14 protein-coding genes are annotated in these 16,314 nt (G+C 36.8%); 2 read left to right on the top strand and 12 right to left on the bottom strand.

Annotated elements, in window-relative coordinates:
• Nucleotides 1–5: 5 nt before the first annotated feature.
• Genes I589_RS10960 through I589_RS10950 form a run of 3 tightly spaced genes read right to left on the bottom strand, consistent with a single transcriptional unit; the run spans nt 6 to nt 3,025 of the window.
• Nucleotides 6–830, bottom strand: coding sequence for a carbohydrate ABC transporter permease (locus I589_RS10960; protein WP_010767826.1), 825 nt, complete (start codon nt 828–830; stop codon nt 6–8).
• The gene (locus tag I589_RS10955; protein WP_010767825.1) at nt 830–1,696 is read right to left on the bottom strand and encodes a carbohydrate ABC transporter permease; all 867 of its coding nucleotides are present in this window, start codon (nt 1,694–1,696) and stop codon (nt 830–832) included. Before I589_RS10955 ends, I589_RS10960 begins: the two co-directional genes overlap by 1 nt.
• Nucleotides 1,697–1,750: 54 nt before the next feature.
• Nucleotides 1,751–3,025, bottom strand: a complete 1,275-nt coding sequence (locus tag I589_RS10950) for an ABC transporter substrate-binding protein (RefSeq protein ID WP_010767824.1) — start codon at nt 3,023–3,025, stop codon at nt 1,751–1,753.
• Between the two features lie 125 nt (nt 3,026–3,150).
• Here I589_RS10950 and I589_RS10945 point away from each other — a divergent pair, with 125 nt between their 5' ends.
• Nucleotides 3,151–4,095, top strand: a complete 945-nt coding sequence (locus tag I589_RS10945) for a helix-turn-helix transcriptional regulator (RefSeq protein ID WP_010767823.1) — start codon at nt 3,151–3,153, stop codon at nt 4,093–4,095.
• 168 nt (nt 4,096–4,263) lie between these two features.
• Here the strand turns inward: I589_RS10945 and I589_RS10940 are convergent, their stop codons facing one another.
• The 8 genes from I589_RS10940 to I589_RS10905 form a co-directional block, all read right to left on the bottom strand.
• Nucleotides 4,264–4,716 carry a GNAT family N-acetyltransferase gene (locus I589_RS10940; RefSeq protein WP_010767822.1) on the bottom strand — a complete coding sequence of 151 codons (453 nt, stop codon included), beginning with the start codon at nt 4,714–4,716 and terminating at the stop codon, nt 4,264–4,266.
• Between the two features lie 365 nt (nt 4,717–5,081).
• Entirely contained in the window at nt 5,082–6,800 is a 1,719-nt protein-coding gene (locus I589_RS10935) for a phospho-sugar mutase (RefSeq protein ID WP_010767821.1), read from the bottom strand.
• Nucleotides 6,797–7,864: a BtaManbiosPhlase gene (locus I589_RS10930; RefSeq protein WP_010767820.1), complete on the bottom strand. Its 1,068-nt coding sequence runs from the start codon at nt 7,862–7,864 to the stop codon at nt 6,797–6,799. The genes I589_RS10935 and I589_RS10930 overlap by 4 nt, the downstream gene beginning before the upstream one ends.
• Before the next feature lie 12 nt (nt 7,865–7,876).
• Complete coding sequence (locus I589_RS10925; RefSeq protein ID WP_010767819.1) at nt 7,877–8,779, bottom strand: DUF1861 family protein; 903 nt, start codon at nt 8,777–8,779, stop codon at nt 7,877–7,879.
• Entirely contained in the window at nt 8,776–10,284 is a 1,509-nt protein-coding gene (locus I589_RS10920; protein ID WP_010767818.1) for an alpha-amylase family glycosyl hydrolase, read from the bottom strand. Before I589_RS10920 ends, I589_RS10925 begins: the two co-directional genes overlap by 4 nt.
• Nucleotides 10,285–10,295: 11 nt before the next feature.
• A complete protein-coding gene (locus I589_RS10915; RefSeq protein ID WP_010767817.1) occupies nt 10,296–11,132 on the bottom strand; it encodes a carbohydrate ABC transporter permease in 837 nt (278 codons plus the stop codon).
• Nucleotides 11,119–11,994 (bottom strand): carbohydrate ABC transporter permease, encoded by an 876-nt coding sequence (locus I589_RS10910; RefSeq protein ID WP_010767816.1) that lies wholly within the window; start codon nt 11,992–11,994, stop codon nt 11,119–11,121. Before I589_RS10910 ends, I589_RS10915 begins: the two co-directional genes overlap by 14 nt.
• Entirely contained in the window at nt 11,994–13,313 is a 1,320-nt protein-coding gene (locus I589_RS10905; protein ID WP_010767815.1) for an ABC transporter substrate-binding protein, read from the bottom strand. The genes I589_RS10910 and I589_RS10905 overlap by 1 nt, the downstream gene beginning before the upstream one ends.
• A gap of 174 nt (nt 13,314–13,487) precedes the next feature.
• On the opposite strand from I589_RS10905, the gene I589_RS10900 reads away from it, so the two are divergent.
• A complete protein-coding gene (locus I589_RS10900) occupies nt 13,488–14,486 on the top strand; it encodes a LacI family DNA-binding transcriptional regulator (RefSeq protein ID WP_245561646.1) in 999 nt (332 codons plus the stop codon).
• 245 nt (nt 14,487–14,731) lie between these two features.
• Here I589_RS10900 and I589_RS10895 read toward each other — a convergent pair whose 3' ends face one another.
• The gene (locus I589_RS10895; RefSeq protein WP_010767813.1) at nt 14,732–15,709 is read right to left on the bottom strand and encodes a tRNA dihydrouridine synthase; all 978 of its coding nucleotides are present in this window, start codon (nt 15,707–15,709) and stop codon (nt 14,732–14,734) included.
• Between the last annotated feature and the right edge of the window lie 605 nt (nt 15,710–16,314).

Below are 16,314 nucleotides of genomic sequence, written 5' to 3'. Positions count from 1 at the left end.
TCCTCCTATTTGACTGCCCCATCTGAAATTCCTTTCACAACGTGTTTTTGCAGTATGATAAATAAAATAATGATTGGTAAAATAACTATCACTAATGCTGCCAAAGCAAGGTGCCACTGCTTATTAAATTCTCCAAAGAAATAAAACATTTTAAGCGGGATTGTATACATCCCCTCTTTGTTTACACTTAAGGATGGCAATAGATAATCATTCCAAAACCAAAGTGAGTTCAAAACAATAATTGTTACAGTTGTAGGTTTTAGCAATGGAAAAATAATTTTCCAATAAATTTGAAAAGTACCAGCCCCATCAATAATTGCTGCTTCATCCAGTGATTTAGGAATGCCACGTAACGCACCGTAATACATAAATGTTGCCATACTTGTGGCTAGACCTAAATACATAATCATCAGTCCTGGGCGATTCAGCATACTGACTTTCCCGAAAAGAGAAATTAAAGGAATCATAATCCCCTGAAATGGAATCAGTAATCCTATGGCGATAATGAAATAAATAATTCCGCTTAATTTACCTGTATTTCTGGACAAAGCGTAAGCTGCCATTGATGAAACAAAGATAATAAGTATCAAGGAACCCACTGTAATCATCAAAGAATTTACCGCACTTCGCACAAAATCTAATTTATCTAACGCCATCATATAATTGTCAAAATCAATTCCCTTAGGTAAATTCAATGTATTTTGAAAAATTTCTGATTTTGTTTTAAATGAATTAATTACGATTAAGAAGAATGGATAAAACCATAATGCTGAAAAAATGAGTCCCGCTGCAATTAATAAAATCTTTTTATTTTTTCTTTTTGTCTTCATTAAGCACTTATCTCCTTTTTACGAGTGATTGAAATTTGAACTACTGAAATCACTACGATAATTAATAGAAAAATAATCGCTTTAGATTGGGCGAATCCCATCTTTCTCATTGCAAATGCTTCATTGTAAATATTCATTGCTGTCATTTGTGTAGAATTGTATGGTCCACCTTGTGTCAGTGCTAAGTTTTGATCATAAATTTTAAATGCATTGGACAGCGTTAAGAACAAAGTAACTGTGAATGCTGGCATCAACATAGGTAATTTGATTTTTAAAAAGGTCTGCATTGGAGAAGCACCGTCCATGTCTGCCGCTTCCAATATTTCCTCAGGAATGTTGTTTAAAAATGACACATAGATTAACATCATGTAACCACTCATCTGCCAAACAAATAGCATTACTAATCCCCAAAATCCCGTTTCAGGTGTACTCAACCAGCCTTTAAAAAATCCAATACCCGTTAAATCTCCGATCGTTTCAAATGCTTTATTAAAAATAAATTGCCAGATAAATCCTAAGATAATTCCTTCGATTAAGTTCGGCATAAAAAAGATCGTTCTGAAAAACGTCGTCCAGCGACCTAATTTTTGTGTAACTAACGTAGCAAGCATCAAAGCAATTACATTTATCAATACCACACTCACTACAGAAAACTTAGCAGTAAAGAGTAAGCTATCTATAAACCCCTTATCCTTGAATGCACGAATATAGTTCTCTATTCCAACGAATTGTCCCACCGTATTCCCATTCCAATCAGTCAATGAATAGTACGATCCGACTAAAAGTGGGATAAATAAAACAAGTGTTAATCCTACTAATGCAGGAAGTAATAATAGCCAAAAAGATTTTGATTTATTTGTTAACATATGTGCCCCTCCTCCAATAAAACAAGAGAGGGAGATTTCCCCCCTCAAAACTTATTACTTACGTTCATCTTTCCAAGTGGTTGTCACAGTTTTAACAAAATCATCCCAAGTTATTTGATCTGCTGTATAGGCCTGTACTTGAACACCAATAACATTTTGACCAAATCCATCTGGATAAGAATTATGCGCCCATGGAACAGTTTTTCCATCTGCTAGATACGTATAGATTTTATTTGATAATGGATCCGTAATTTTATCGCCAGAGAAATTGGTATACGCTGGGATAAAATCAAACTCATTAATAATTGAATCCATTGCTTCTTCATCTGTATACATCCACGTTAAAAATTCAATAGATGCATCAATTACTTTTTGATCTTTATCTTTGTTCACGCCCCAATACCATGCAGGACCCGCAACGATTTTTCCTTGTGTCTCGCTTTCTACAAACATAGGAATAATATCTAATTTTTCTTTAGCAAATGACTCATCCAAGCTATTTAATGTTGGGACAATCCAATTTCCCTGATGAACAATTGCTGCCTTTCCACCAGCAAATAACTCTTCCACGGATGTGCTGTAATCCATTGATTCAAGTGGTGAGGCATTATATTTCGCTGCCAAGTTAAGGTAGTTCTCCATTTGTTTGTTATACGTAAATTTTAATTCCTTTGCACCATATGTTTCGATTAAACTATCAGAAAATTCTGGAGCAATGAAATTGGAGCTAAATTGACTAGTTACCCAAGTTTCTCCTCCACTAAAAGCAAATACGCCATCTAGGCCTAATTCTTCTGATTTTGAATCAAGTATTTTTACCGCTTTTTCAAAATCAGCAAATGATTGAATAGCTTCTACTTCAATTCCTGCTTTCTTGAAAATTTCTTTGTTAATTAACCATCCATATCCTTCAATATTCATAGGAACACCTAAAACTTTATCATTTAATGTTGCACCTTCTAATGTTCCCTCAATCGCATTTTTTGCTAAATCTGTATCAGTTAAATCATATAATTTGTGTTCCCAAGTTTGGGTATCGGATAATCCACCTAGCATAAAAACATCTGGTTCATCTCCAGAAGAAAACTTAGATTGCATGGCTGCGGTCGCATCTGTTCCTCCTCCGACCGTTGTCATATTGATTTTGATCTCTGGATGACTTTTTTCATACTTTTCAACTAATGCGTCCATTTGCTCTGCAGTTTCCGTTTTAATGTTAAACACTTCCAAGGTTGTTTTCCCTTTATCTTTTGAGTCTTCTGAGCTTCCACACGCTGTTAAACCAAGCATTCCTAAGACTACTACGGATACTAACAATAATTTTTTCATCTTTTGTCCTCCTAGTTATTTCTCTTAAACACATTTTCATTATATTAGTATTCATGATAGAATGTAATCGCTATCTTAATTGAAATACACGAAAATATTGATATTTTAGAAAAAGGAGAAAAATGATGGAGAACTTTATTTTTACACCTAACCCCAGTGAGAAAGATATTGACCAATCTCTAAATGAAATCACCGAGCATGGAAATAGTCTGTTCCCTTTTGCAGTTCATTTTACTAGTCATGATGAATCGCAAACATTTATGATTCATACGCATTGGCACAGAGAAATGGAGATTCTTTATATCACGAATGGAATGATGGAGGTTATTATTGAAGGGAATCATTTCATCGCCAAAGAAGGGGATATTTTATTTATACCGCCTAATCTTTTACATGGTGCCATAAACTATAATCAGTCTGCCTGCTCATTTTTCGCTATTGTGTTCGATTCTTTTTTCGTTGAAAGTCACTTTTCAGATTTAGTGCAGCAGTCCTATTTTGACCCTATATTAAAATACACTGCGCAGCATATTGTCCACGCTACACAGGAAATACACAATATTGAATTATTACAATCTCATGCTTCAGAACTAATTGAAGCATTTGCGATAAAAAAGCCTTACTATGAGCTGACCTTAAAGGCTCATCTCTTCTTATTTTTTCAGCAGCTTTATGAAGAAAAAGAAACCTTGTTTCATTTCGAAGAAAATATTGAGCGAAAAAATGATTTAACCTCTTATAAATGTAAAAAGATTTTATTATATATAGAAGAAAACTATAAAAATCATATTTCACTAGATGATATCAGTCGCCATATTGGATTTAGTCGAGAACATTTTTGTCGCTTTTTCAAAAAAAATTTTCATATTTCTTTTTTTACTTACTTAAATGAAATGCGCATAAAAAAAGCTGAGTATCTATTATTAAATACTCAGCTGAAAATTATTGACATCGCATTAGAAAGCGGATTTGATGATTCTAACTATTTTACAACTGTCTTTAAAAAAGAGACCGGTCTTACGCCCACTGCCTATCGAAAAACACCAAATAATGTCACGCTTCTAAATTAAAAAAGTCTTCCAAACAGAATTGAACCACTCTCTCAAGAGTGAAAAGCTCAATGAAATCTCCCTGTAAAGTAAGCCAAGGATTTTAAATCTACTTCATAGGGATTTTTCTTCTGTCTCAAAAGAGGTAATCTACGCCGATCCAGACACTCATAAAAATCCATATTCTCTTTATAAGAGTAGCTCTTGGCGATAAAGTTTCATCTCCCTACCCATAAAATCTATCACTTGTTTTTTATAGGTGAACCCCAACTTTTCATAAAAATTCTCTAACTGTGTTACCACATAAATCTGTTTATAGTTTAGATTCTTTGCTTCTGATACAGTTTTTCTAACAATTTTACGTGCGAAATGATAGTTTCTGTAGGAAGGTAACACATACAACGTGCTAAAGTAAGGGGTCTCTGGTATCTCAACAATATCTTTATTAACCAGCGCACCAATTCCAATTACCTGTTCTCCATCTAATGCTAGCGTAACCCTTTCTTTCTCCCCTAACTGTTTTTTCATTTTGTTGGCTAGAAACTTGGCTCCATTCCAGTCAAATGCGTCAATTTGTTGCGTATATGATACCCAATTTTGAGGGGAAGTAGCCACTTGATTAAGTGTAACAAAAGTAATCATCTTTTTTCTCCTTTCTCAAATAAACTTATTGTATCTTTTTATTCCAGTGTACAGCGTGAACGAAAAAAATACTATTTTACACACTGATAGAGATTACTGAATAGGAAGCCTACGCATTTAGGGAGATGCCTCTTATCTAAAAAGACAGCCGAAAGCATAGTGGAAAAAAAGAAGAAAACCGCAAAGTATTTTTAAATTCAAAGAAGAGAGATTAGAGGATTCCACTTCCGTCCTCTTTGAACTCTTATCCAGTACCGTAAAAATACGACGAGGCCGGAGCAAAACACTTCTGCTCCGACCTCAGTAATAAGACAGAATTCACGAAACTGAACTTTTCAGTCCTGAACACGACTCGATTTCTATCATTACAGCTCTTTCATCAATTCCGTAAAAGCTTTTTTTAAATGGATTAATTTACACTTTGCACGTTCTTGACTCTTTTCATTTACAGAATAGTAAATTTTAAATTTGGGCTCTGTTCCTGAAGGTCTTAGGCAAATCCATGAACCGTCTGTAAAAATATATTTGAGCACATTAGAGGATGGCAAGGTTAATTTCTCTACTTTTTGTCCTGCGACTATTCTTTCAGAGACTAGGTAATCTTCCCTGCAAGCTAGCTCAAACGTATCTAAGTTAGAAAAAGAGGCATTTCTCAATCGATCTAGCTGTTGCTTCATCCTTAAAATCCCCTCTCTTCCAGAAAATACCTGTGTCTCCAGTTGTTCTTCATAATACCCATAACGGTCGTAAATGCTAATCAGCCGATCCACTAAATCTTCCCCGTAAAGATAACAATCTAGTGCTGTCTCAGCTAACAAGACAGCTGCTTGGATAGCATCCTTATCTCTAACAAATGGCGAAATAAGGTAGCCATAACTTTCTTCATAGCCAATAAGAAATTCCTTATCCCCTAATTTTTCCGATATCTGAATTTGTTCACCAATAAATTTAAATCCAGTTAGTGTATTTCTCACTTCGATTCCATAGTCCTCAGCAATTTTTGCCCCTAAATCTGACGTTACAATTGTTTTTGCCAGAAAATAATTTTCTAAGTTTTCTGATTTGCTTTGTTTGACTCTTATTAAGTAATCAAGTAACAACACACCAATTTGATTTCCCGTAAGAAAGATGGGCTGTCCCTCTTTAAGAACCACTACCCCTAGTCGATCTGCATCTGGATCAGTAGCTATGACAAGCTGTGTCGGAAACTTTTCTGCTTCGTTCAAAGCAAGTCTAAACGCTTCACGGTCTTCGGGATTAGGCGAAGTGACCGTAGAAAAATCTGGGTCTGGTACTGCTTGCTCCTCTACAATGTGCAGATTGGTCAGTCCGATTCGTTGAAACGCCTTTTGCATCAAATGATTACCTGCTCCATGTAAAGGCGTATATACAACAGATAGCTTAGAGCCAAACTGACGAACCTTTTTTTGATCTTGAATCACATTCTCCAGCTCATCTAAGTATCGGTCGTCCACTTCCTCCCCAAAAATATGAACTAGTCCTTTATCAACATAACTGATTAACGAATCTGCTTCAATCGTCAGCTCATTTTGACTACTTTTCAAAATAGCCATTAACCGTTCTGCTGTCGCTAGCGTAATCTGTCCGCCATCAGATCCATATACTTTAAATCCATTGTATTGTTTCGGATTGTGACTAGCAGTAATCATCACACCCGCAAATGCTTTATAATATCGAACTAGAAAAGAAAGTTCAGGTGTTGGTCTTAGCTGATCGGATAAATAGACTCGAATTTCCTGACTAGCTAAAACACGAGCTGTCCATTCTGCGAACTCTTTTGATCCATGACGATTGTCAAAAGCAATCACAACCCCTTGCTGTGACGCATTTTCCTCTTGAATGTACGTAGCTAAACCAAGAGCTACACGTCGAATCGTGTAGGAATTCATACGATTGATGCCAACTCCAAGCTCCCCTCTCATTCCTCCTGTCCCAAAGCTCAAATAATCATAAAATCGGTCTTCCAACATAGCTGGATCTGAGAGCATCCTTAATTGTTCCTTCATATCCAAATCTAGCTGTGGCTCAGTACGCCACTCTTGATATTTCTCTTGCCATTTCATTCATTTTCCTCTTTTAGTTGTTGTAAAATTGCTGATATTGATAACGTACAGCCTGCCATAGATGTATCCGCCACACCATAATACATCGTTAACTGATCTTCTTCTTGTATCCCGCCACAGCCAAAGACAACATCGCCAAAAAAGCCATTTTTTTCATAGTCCGCTTCAGGTTCCATAATTGGCTGCAGACTTCTTGCAATAACACGTGTTGGATTTTCTAAATCTAAAAGTGCTGCGCCCATACAATAACGATGTTCCTTTGTTGCACCATGGTAGATTACTAGCCAGCCTTGCTCCGTTCGAATAGGTACCAAGCCGCCGCCAATTCGACCACTATCCCAATTATTTTCCCGAATGCCCAATAAATGGTGATGATTTCCCCAACTGACTAAATCTGGTGAAGAGGCAATCCAAATATCATAATTACCAATACTTTTTAGTGAAGGACGATGGAGCGCATAGTATTTTCCGTTGATTTTTTCTGGAAAAATTAAAACATCTTTATTTTCGGGTGCAAAAATATTGCCAAGATCTTGATAAGTCTGAAAATCTTGTGTTGAAACCAAGGAATCACAAACACCCTTTGGTGAAACAGAGCTGAAATTAATATAAAACGTTTCTCCGATTTGTGTGCAACGGGCATCCTCTATTCCATACGTTTGATACTCATTAAAAGGATAGAGAAAAGCTTCCTCATCCACTGTGAAATGATGACCGTCTTTACTGCGGGCAATACGGATATAAGAAAGAGAAGTCAAATACACAAAGCTGTCTAATCGGTCTTTTTTTCGAATCATTCGCGGGTCTTCAAAATCATAGGTCTCATCATCACGATTGAAAGTTAACACCTCCATCGTCTTCGTTTCTGGATCATATACAGGAGCTTTAATGACGTTTGGATCTTCTGAAATTGGGCGCTCTGCAACTCGTAATAAAAGCAGAACCTCATCTTTATATTTTGCAACACCCCCATTGAATGCACCGATTACTTCATATCCTTCATGTAATGGTTTGACATCTTCGGGTGTAATTAATGGATTTTCTTTAAAACGTTCTATTTTCATTTTTATTAACCTCTACTTAAATGGATTTTCTATTTCAAGCTTTTGCGCACCAGCATCACTGATACCTGCATAAAGAATGGCATGATTGCCAGTGAACCTCAGTCCACCACTGAAAACAACATCTTCCAAATCAGGACGTTTTGATGGTCCATCCAAGAAATCACTTCTTTCTGCAATAATTTTTACTTTTGTCATGGCATGTTTAGCACGGTCAAAACAAAAGCTCATGGCATAGTAATGACGATTTCCTTGTTCATCAAAATTTGCAATGTGACCTAAGACCCAAAGTGTGTTGTCTCTTTCATAAATCTCATTTGCACCACCCCATTCCTCTTCACAAAACTGGTTTTCAAGAAGAGGGGCTTCATTAATTTTTTCAATGGTCAGTTCATTCATATGACTGATGACAATTGCACCAATCTTTCCACGTCCACCTTTTTTTCCTTGCGGACGAGTCAGTACCACTATTTCTCCGTTAGTTAATTGCTTCAAACGCAGATCCTTCATCCCCCAAGGTCCAACAAATATCTGTTTTGCCTCAGAGACACTTTCTAGCTGATAAAAGACCGTACGCCATTTTGCCTGTCCTTCTTCGGAGAACACAACATCGACACCACCGAGAATGACTTTTCCATCGATACGTGTAAAAAATGGATCCTGTAGCGGCAAATTGATTCCATCAGAAATTCTTGACCAGTTATTTTCCTCTGTTTGCGTAAATAAACCTACTGTGGAAGCTTCACTATCTCTGGCTTCAATCCGTCCAGCAAGTACTTCTTGTCCTGCTAATTCAAATGGTGCGGTAATATTGTACACGTCTTGCTCTCCTACTCCTGTAAAACGTAGAGTAGCCGCTTGTTTCTTTTCAACAGTTTTTTTTCTATATTCTTGAAGTAGTTCTTTGCTATCAATCATTGTTTTTCCTTTCCAATCCAGCAGGATCTTGGCGGTACGTTCACCAACCGCTCACGACTAACTTTTCCGGTACCAAAAACGGTTTCCATCTCTTTTTCTAAGAATTGCTCTATTTCTGTTTGACCAAAATTCAAAATGATCGACAGTTGCCCAGCATGGTAACTTAGACACTCTTGTTTTAAGGTAATATCAGAGATTGTTTTAAAAGGGCCCTCCATTTTTCTCAAACGAATTAATTCTTGATAGGTCTTTAAAATGAGCGCTTGTTTCTGATTCTTCTGACTAAGTCCAATCCAACCCTTCTGCTGATTACTTTCCCATGGAATCATCCCTCGAGAACGATCGCGATTGACTTCATTGGCTAATAAAAGCGCTTGTTCCTCATCCAGCGAAAGACATAGTTCTTGATATTTATTTTTTGCTTGAATATCCCTGACCTCAGCAAAATTTTTAGGCAAATAATCGCCTAGTCCCTGTTCTTCTCCTTGAAATAAGAATGGAACTCCTCGATTGATCAACATAAAGACTGCCAGCAACTGATAAAGTGCCCACTCGCCATTGGCTAGCCGATTCCATGAACGCCCCATATCATGACTGTTAAAAAAGAGCGTTGGTAAGTTTTTTTGCGCATTCATCTGTATAAATTCATCAGTGATTCTTTTTAAATCAAGCTTTTCAACACTACCTAGATTGAAATTAAATGCTGTATCAAATAAGTCTTCCTGAACATATCTGGAAATAACCGGCAGCTGATCCGAACTGATTTCGGCTACTGTAAAAATAGCAGGATCAACTGCTTTTATTCGTTGAATCATCTGTTGAAGAACAGAGACGATTCCCTCTTGATTTACATCATAAAGATGCTCTTGTTCACCATTTTCGTTCATAGGATTTTCTTCAAAATCATTTGCTGTCGTTAAATTATTTATGACATCAAAACGAAATCCATCGACTCCTTGATTTATCCAAAAAAGTAACACATCAAAAATTGCCTGCTGTACTTCAGGATTTTGCCAATTTAAATCTGCCTGCTCTTCAGCAAAGCTATGATAATAATACTGATTTGTTTTTTCATCAAATTTCCAAGCAGTACCGCCAAAAAAGCTTTCCCAATTATTAGGAGAGTCTCGCCAAATATACCAATCACGTTTCAGGTTATCCTTACTGGAAGATGACTCGATAAACCACGGATGTGCAGTCGACGTATGATTAAATACAACATCAATAATTACTTTAATCTTTAGCTGATGGGCTTCCTCTAATAAGAGACGAAACTCATCAAGTGTTCCATATTGCAAATCAACCGCACAATAGTCGGATACATCATACCCGTTATCTACTCTAGGAGAAGGGTAAAAAGGCGTTAACCAAAGTGCATCAATCCCGCATTCTTTTAAATAAGATAAGCGTTCACGAATACCGCAAATATCACCGATTCCATCTCCGTTACCATCTGCAAAAGAAGCAATATAAATTTCATAAAAAACAGCTTTTTCCCACCACATATTTTTCCCTCTTATTTCAATGTAAACTGCATACCATCTTGGAATCGTTTAGAAAAAATCAAAAACAACACAATTAATGGTAGCGTCAACAATACAGAAGCAGCATACATTGGACCAGGATAAGTCGCATAAGGACCAAACATTTGAGAGATTAATACGTTTAATGTAACGGTGCTATCGCTTTTTGAAACTATCATGTCCCACAATAAGTTCGTCCACCGATCCGTGAAAAGAAAAAGAAAAATCACAGTCGTAATTGATTTAGACATGGGCAGCACTACTTTAAATAGAACCTGTAATTCTGTAGCTCCATCTAACTTCGCTGCTTCAATCAACGCATCCGGAATGGCTTTAAAGAAATTGGTATACATGAATATTGCCCATAGACTAATGGCCGTTGGGATAATCATTCCTGCATAAGAATCAAGCAAACCAATTTTTGTAACCATCAGAAATTGTGGAATTAACAGAATGATTGCCGGAAAGAACATTTGAAAAAGAATAAAGCTATTTACGAATTTCTTCCCTTTAAATTCGATTTTTGCAAGGGCATAGCCGACCATTAAAGCAAAGATAAGCATTAACAATGTAGCAATCGTTGCAACAATGGTTGTATTAACAAAAGCGCCAATCCAAGGAATGTCTGCCGATGTAGCGGAACCGCCAAACAGCCATGTCCACGAGCGTAAGCTAAAGCTTGTTGGAATAATTTTTCTATCTACTTGATTCCATTCTGCAAAAGAATGTAAAACAAGATATAAAAATGGGAATGTCATGATTAGCATGACTAAAGTCGTCACAGCATAAAGTAACCCAGTTTTCTTTTTTGAACGTTTATGACCAACCATTTTTTTCACCCCATTTTTCTAATAATTTACGAATAACCCCAATGGAAGCAAAAGTTACCACAGAAGCCATTAAAGCAACTGCAGATGCATAACCTGATTTTAAATTGACAAATGCCTGATTATAAATCTCCATTTGCCAAGTATTTGTTGCAAAATTTGGTCCTCCACCAGTTAATTGATAAACTTCGGTAAATATTCCAAAACTAATCCCGACAGCTAAAACTGTTACAGTAAAAAATGCGGGATAAAGCATTGGAAAGGTAATCTTCCAGAAGCTTGTCCATGGACTGACCCCATCAATTGCAGCCGCCTCATACACTTCCTTATTGATATTTCCTAGTCCTGAAATTAAAATCAAGGCGTAATATCCCGACATTTTCCATGCAATCATTAAAGATACAATGACAATTGCCGTATGGGGATTCCCTAACCAGTCAATATCCCAGCCCATTTTTGTACGTAAAAATGTATTAAACGGTCCATTGTATGACAATAACCCTTTCACGATTAATGAAGTCACCACGCCACTTGATAGGTATGGTAGAAAAAAAGCGACCATATACAAACCTTTTAGCTTTGGTAAACTATTGACCAATAAAGCAATTCCCATAGACATAATAAGTGCCATAGGAACAAAGATAATCAAAAACTTATACGTCACTACAAATGCAGATCGAATTGCCGGACTTTTTGCTGCATCAATAAAGTTTTGGAAACCAACAAATTCTACAGTTGGTGAAATCATATTCCAGCTCGTTAAAGCTAGCCAAAATGACCAGAACAATGGAAGCAGGAAAAAAATCGCTGTAAATATCAGATAGGGGCTGGTAAAAGACCAGCCCAATTTTGTATTCTTGTTCATTATTGCAGTGCCCCTTCGACAGCTTTTTTGGCATCTGTTACAGCAGTCGAAGCATCTTTTTCACCTCGAACGGCTGGTACCCATGCTTGTTCGCCAAAAGCTTGTTGAATATCATTGTATTTTTCATTATCCATCGCAGGAACTGCGTATGGAACATTTTCTGCATAAACTTTCATTGCAGGATTTTCTTCAAAGTAGGCTTTGAAAGTGTCATTTTCTGTCGCATCATCACGCGCTGGGATAAGTGAAGTCATTTCTAAAAACTTCATGTCATTTTGTTCATCCCCATAAACAAATGCTAAAAATTTCATTGCAGCAGCTTGCTCCTCTTTTGTTGCTTGTGCATACATAACAATTCCTTTTGCATCTGCATAAGTTGAAATGGTTTCTTTGTCTGCCATGGCATCTGGTACAACAGGAGTTGTAACAGTATAATTTTCACCAAACTTCAATTCCGGATATTTTTCTTCCCAGTTAGGAAATGTCCATGGGCCTAAATCAGTCATAATGCTATCGCCATTTTCAAAAGGATCAGTTGCCTCACCTGTTCTTAAAACTTTAGCATCAGCCAATGTGCTTATTAATTCAAAAACATCTTTCATTGCGATTTCATCTGCTGAAAATTTTTCGTTTTCAACAAAGCTAGCACCTTCACTTGCTGCATCATACAACGGGAAAAAGTCAAACCAGCGCATCCATGCAGTTGGATCAGCTAAATCTTTTTTCGCCCAAAGTGCTTTGTCTGTCTTTTTCACTTTGTCCACAACTTTTAATAGTTCAGAATACGTTTTTGGTGCTTCATCAAATCCTAATTCTTTCAGTAAATCTAAACGCCAGCCAAATAAGATTGGGTTTGAGTAAACAGGTAGCACGTATTGACTACCATCAGAAAACTCCCAACTTTCAATGGTTTTACTCATCTTTCTTGATTGAACAATTGACTCAAAGGTCTCTTGTTTCTCCAAAGGTAAAATAGCTTGACTAGCAGCTAATTGAGCTGCAAAGCTTCGATTAATATTTTCAGATAATGTAGGTGCTGTGTTTGATGCAATCGCACTTTGGATAGTCGCTTCTGAGGAAGGACTTTCTTTCATTTGCGTTACTTCAACCGTAATATCGTCATTTTGTTTCTCAAAATCTTTCGCCATTTGCTGCCAATATTTCAATTGTGTTGGATTCGGCGCAGCCCAAAAAGTAACTTTCGTCTTTCCGTCATTTGAGCTAAGGTTATTTTCTTTTGATTTATTACCACATCCGGAAAATAAAACCATTCCTGCCAAAAGCGTGACAGTTCCTAAAAGAAATTTATTCATTTTCATAATTATTCCTCCAATATAGTAAACGTTTTCTTTTACACGTACATACTATCACTTGTAATTCTCTTTGTCAACATTACATAATTATAATTACATTTAATTTTGTAATCATTAAAGATGATTGTAAATGAAATAATGTGGTATAATAAACTTATCGAATAAAAGAAATTAGGTGAAATGATGAAAAAAGCCTCTATGCAAGATATAGCAGACGCACTAGGCATATCTAAAAATTCTGTATCACAAGCATTGAGAAATAAGCCTGGGGTTAGTCAACAAACAAAATTACTAGTAAGTAACAAAGCCAAGGAGTTAGGTTATCACTACTCCGCGCCAAAAGAAGTCTACACGATGTCTTTTTTATTAATGGCCACTGAATTTGCTTTTTCCCAAACCAGTTTTTTTGGTGAAATCGTTAAAAGTGCAGAAACTGAAGCCCTAGCTAACAATATAAAATTAGATACGTACACGCTAACCGAAGACAATCTTTATAAACTAACCTTACCTCCCACTTTAAAAAATTACGATGGCGTCATTCTTCTTTCTCACAGTAGAAATGAATATATAAAAAAGGTAATTGATACAGGGATACCTGTTACTTTAATTGACCATCATAACCCAGAATTATTGGCAGATGCCATTTTATCTAAAAATACCGACGGCACATTTCATGCGGTCTCCTTACTCGTAAAAAATGGCTTTAAACGGATTGGCTTCATCGGTGATATTCACTTTTCACCAAGCTACCTTGAACGATACCGCGGCTATCATCGTGCATTAACTGAAAATGGTCTATCTGTTGATCCCGCTATTGAAATTACTGAAATTGAAGAATCTCAAGGAGCTCTTTTCAGCCAATTGAAAAATATCGAAATAATGCCAGAAGCATGGTTTTGTGTAAATTCAGGGTTAGCATTTATGCTGAATAACTACCTTCAATCGTCAGGATATTTAATTCCTAATGATATTAGCATTATTTGTTTTGATGAAACCGAGTTCACCCGAATGGCTGTGCCTCAACTAACAAATGTGGCTACCGATCTTCCATTTATGGGGAAATTAGCTATTCGCACATTGCTTCATCGGATTTCCTATCCTGACGAACCTATTGTTCATCAACAAATTATCCCTAAACTAAATGTAAGAGATTCGGTATTATTGAAAGAAAATAAATAGACAAAAAAAGAGCGCGGATATAACTCTACCAGTTATATCCTGCGCTCTTAAAATTGTCATAAAGTATAACAACAAAATATCTTCCACTTATTTTTCAGAACTATCCATCTATCTAGCTATCGCTGTTATCTTCCCCTAATTCATTGCTTTTTGATGTTAGATCATCTGCCATTTTGACTAGATATCTCCTGAGTGAACGGTAGGATCATTTTTCTATCACTTGTTCCTTCTTCAAAATGAGGGGCTTATTGAAACACCTCTTCATGTTCCTTTTCAAAATTCATCAAAATTTCTCTGACTTCATCAGTCGACTTTGTATTCATCAAACTGACACGTAAATCATTGGCCCCTGGAAATCCTTTTACATAGATTTTAAAGAATCGATGCAAGCCAACAATCGAACGAGGGACTTGTTTTGAATACTCGTCTTGTAAATCAAGCTGCAGGCGCAATAAACCAATCAGCTCCTTTGCAGAATGTTCCTTTGGTTCTTTTTCAAATGCGTATGGATTTTTGAAAATACCACGCCCAATCATCAGACCATCTACTCCATATTTTTCTGCAAGCGCTAAGCCCATCTTACGATCTAAAATATCGCCGTTAACTGTAATCAAGGTTTGAGGGGCTAACTCATCTCGCCACGTAAGTATCTGTGGGATAACTTCCCAATGCGCTTCTACTTTACTCATTTCTTTTCGCGTACGTAAATGAACAGAAAGATTGGCAATGTCTTGCTTCAATAGATGACGAATCCATGCCTCCATCTCTTCCATTTCGGTATACCCAATGCGCGTCTTCACACTCACCGGAAGCCCGCCAGCTTTTGCTGCTTCAATCAATTCTGCTGCGACTTCGGGACGTAAAATCAGCCCGCTTCCTTTTCCGCGTCCTGCTACGTTAGGGACTGGACAGCCCATATTTAAATCAATGCCTTTAAAGCCCATTTCTGCCAAACTTATACTCATCTTTTTGAAAAACTCAGGATTATCTCCCCAGATATGTGCCACCATTGGCTGTTCATCCTCGGTAAAAACTAAACGTCCGCGAACACTTTCAATCCCATCTGGATGACAAAAACTATCTGAATTTGTAAACTCGGTAAAAAAGACATCTGGTGCGCCAGCCTCTTTCACCACATGGCGAAAGACAACATCAGTTACATCCTCCATCGGTGCTAAAATAAAAAAAGGCTTCGGTAGCTCTGCCCAAAAATTGTTTTCCATACGTTATTCTTCCTCTCATAACACAATACATGGTCAGGATAGAAAGAGTTCGCTATCCGCACAAAATCAGGAAAACTCTCTTTTAAAGGAATGCTTTCATGATTTACTTTAGGTACATAAACGTCTTCTGTTCCCGCCAATTAGTAAAGACTCAGCCCTCTGAGTCACAATGAACGATTGTCCAAACTCTTCTAAAGCATAGTCATTATACTAAGAATGGAAAAAAGAAGCAAAGGTGCGGATTTCTATTTTCTAATTATCATGCGTTATTTCTTGACTACAAAGACTGCATTTCTATCTTAAAATTTACTATTCACTATTTTTTGTACTCACTCATTTATTGCTTATTTTGAATAGTTCAATTTCTGTTTAGTAACCAGCAGATAAAGAAACACTGCTCTATGTATAGAGAGAGTCGATTCAATAAATTAAAAACCGAGAGTAGGACTATTTAAGTTATAGCCCACCCTCGGAAATTCTTGATAAAGGTTGAAAAGAGAAGGAACTCATCTCCACTTCGTTTCGTTCTCAACATTCTCTAAAAGCGGGACGCTTTAAGAATTGAAGGTCTCCACTTCGTTTCCCTCTCAACAATCTCTAAAAGC

This window comes from Enterococcus phoeniculicola ATCC BAA-412 (assembly GCF_000407505.1).
Classification (GTDB): domain Bacteria; phylum Bacillota; class Bacilli; order Lactobacillales; family Enterococcaceae; genus Enterococcus_K; species Enterococcus_K phoeniculicola.
The sequence above is the reverse complement of the archived record's forward strand: the minus strand, read 5'-3'. Positions and strand labels throughout refer to the sequence as shown.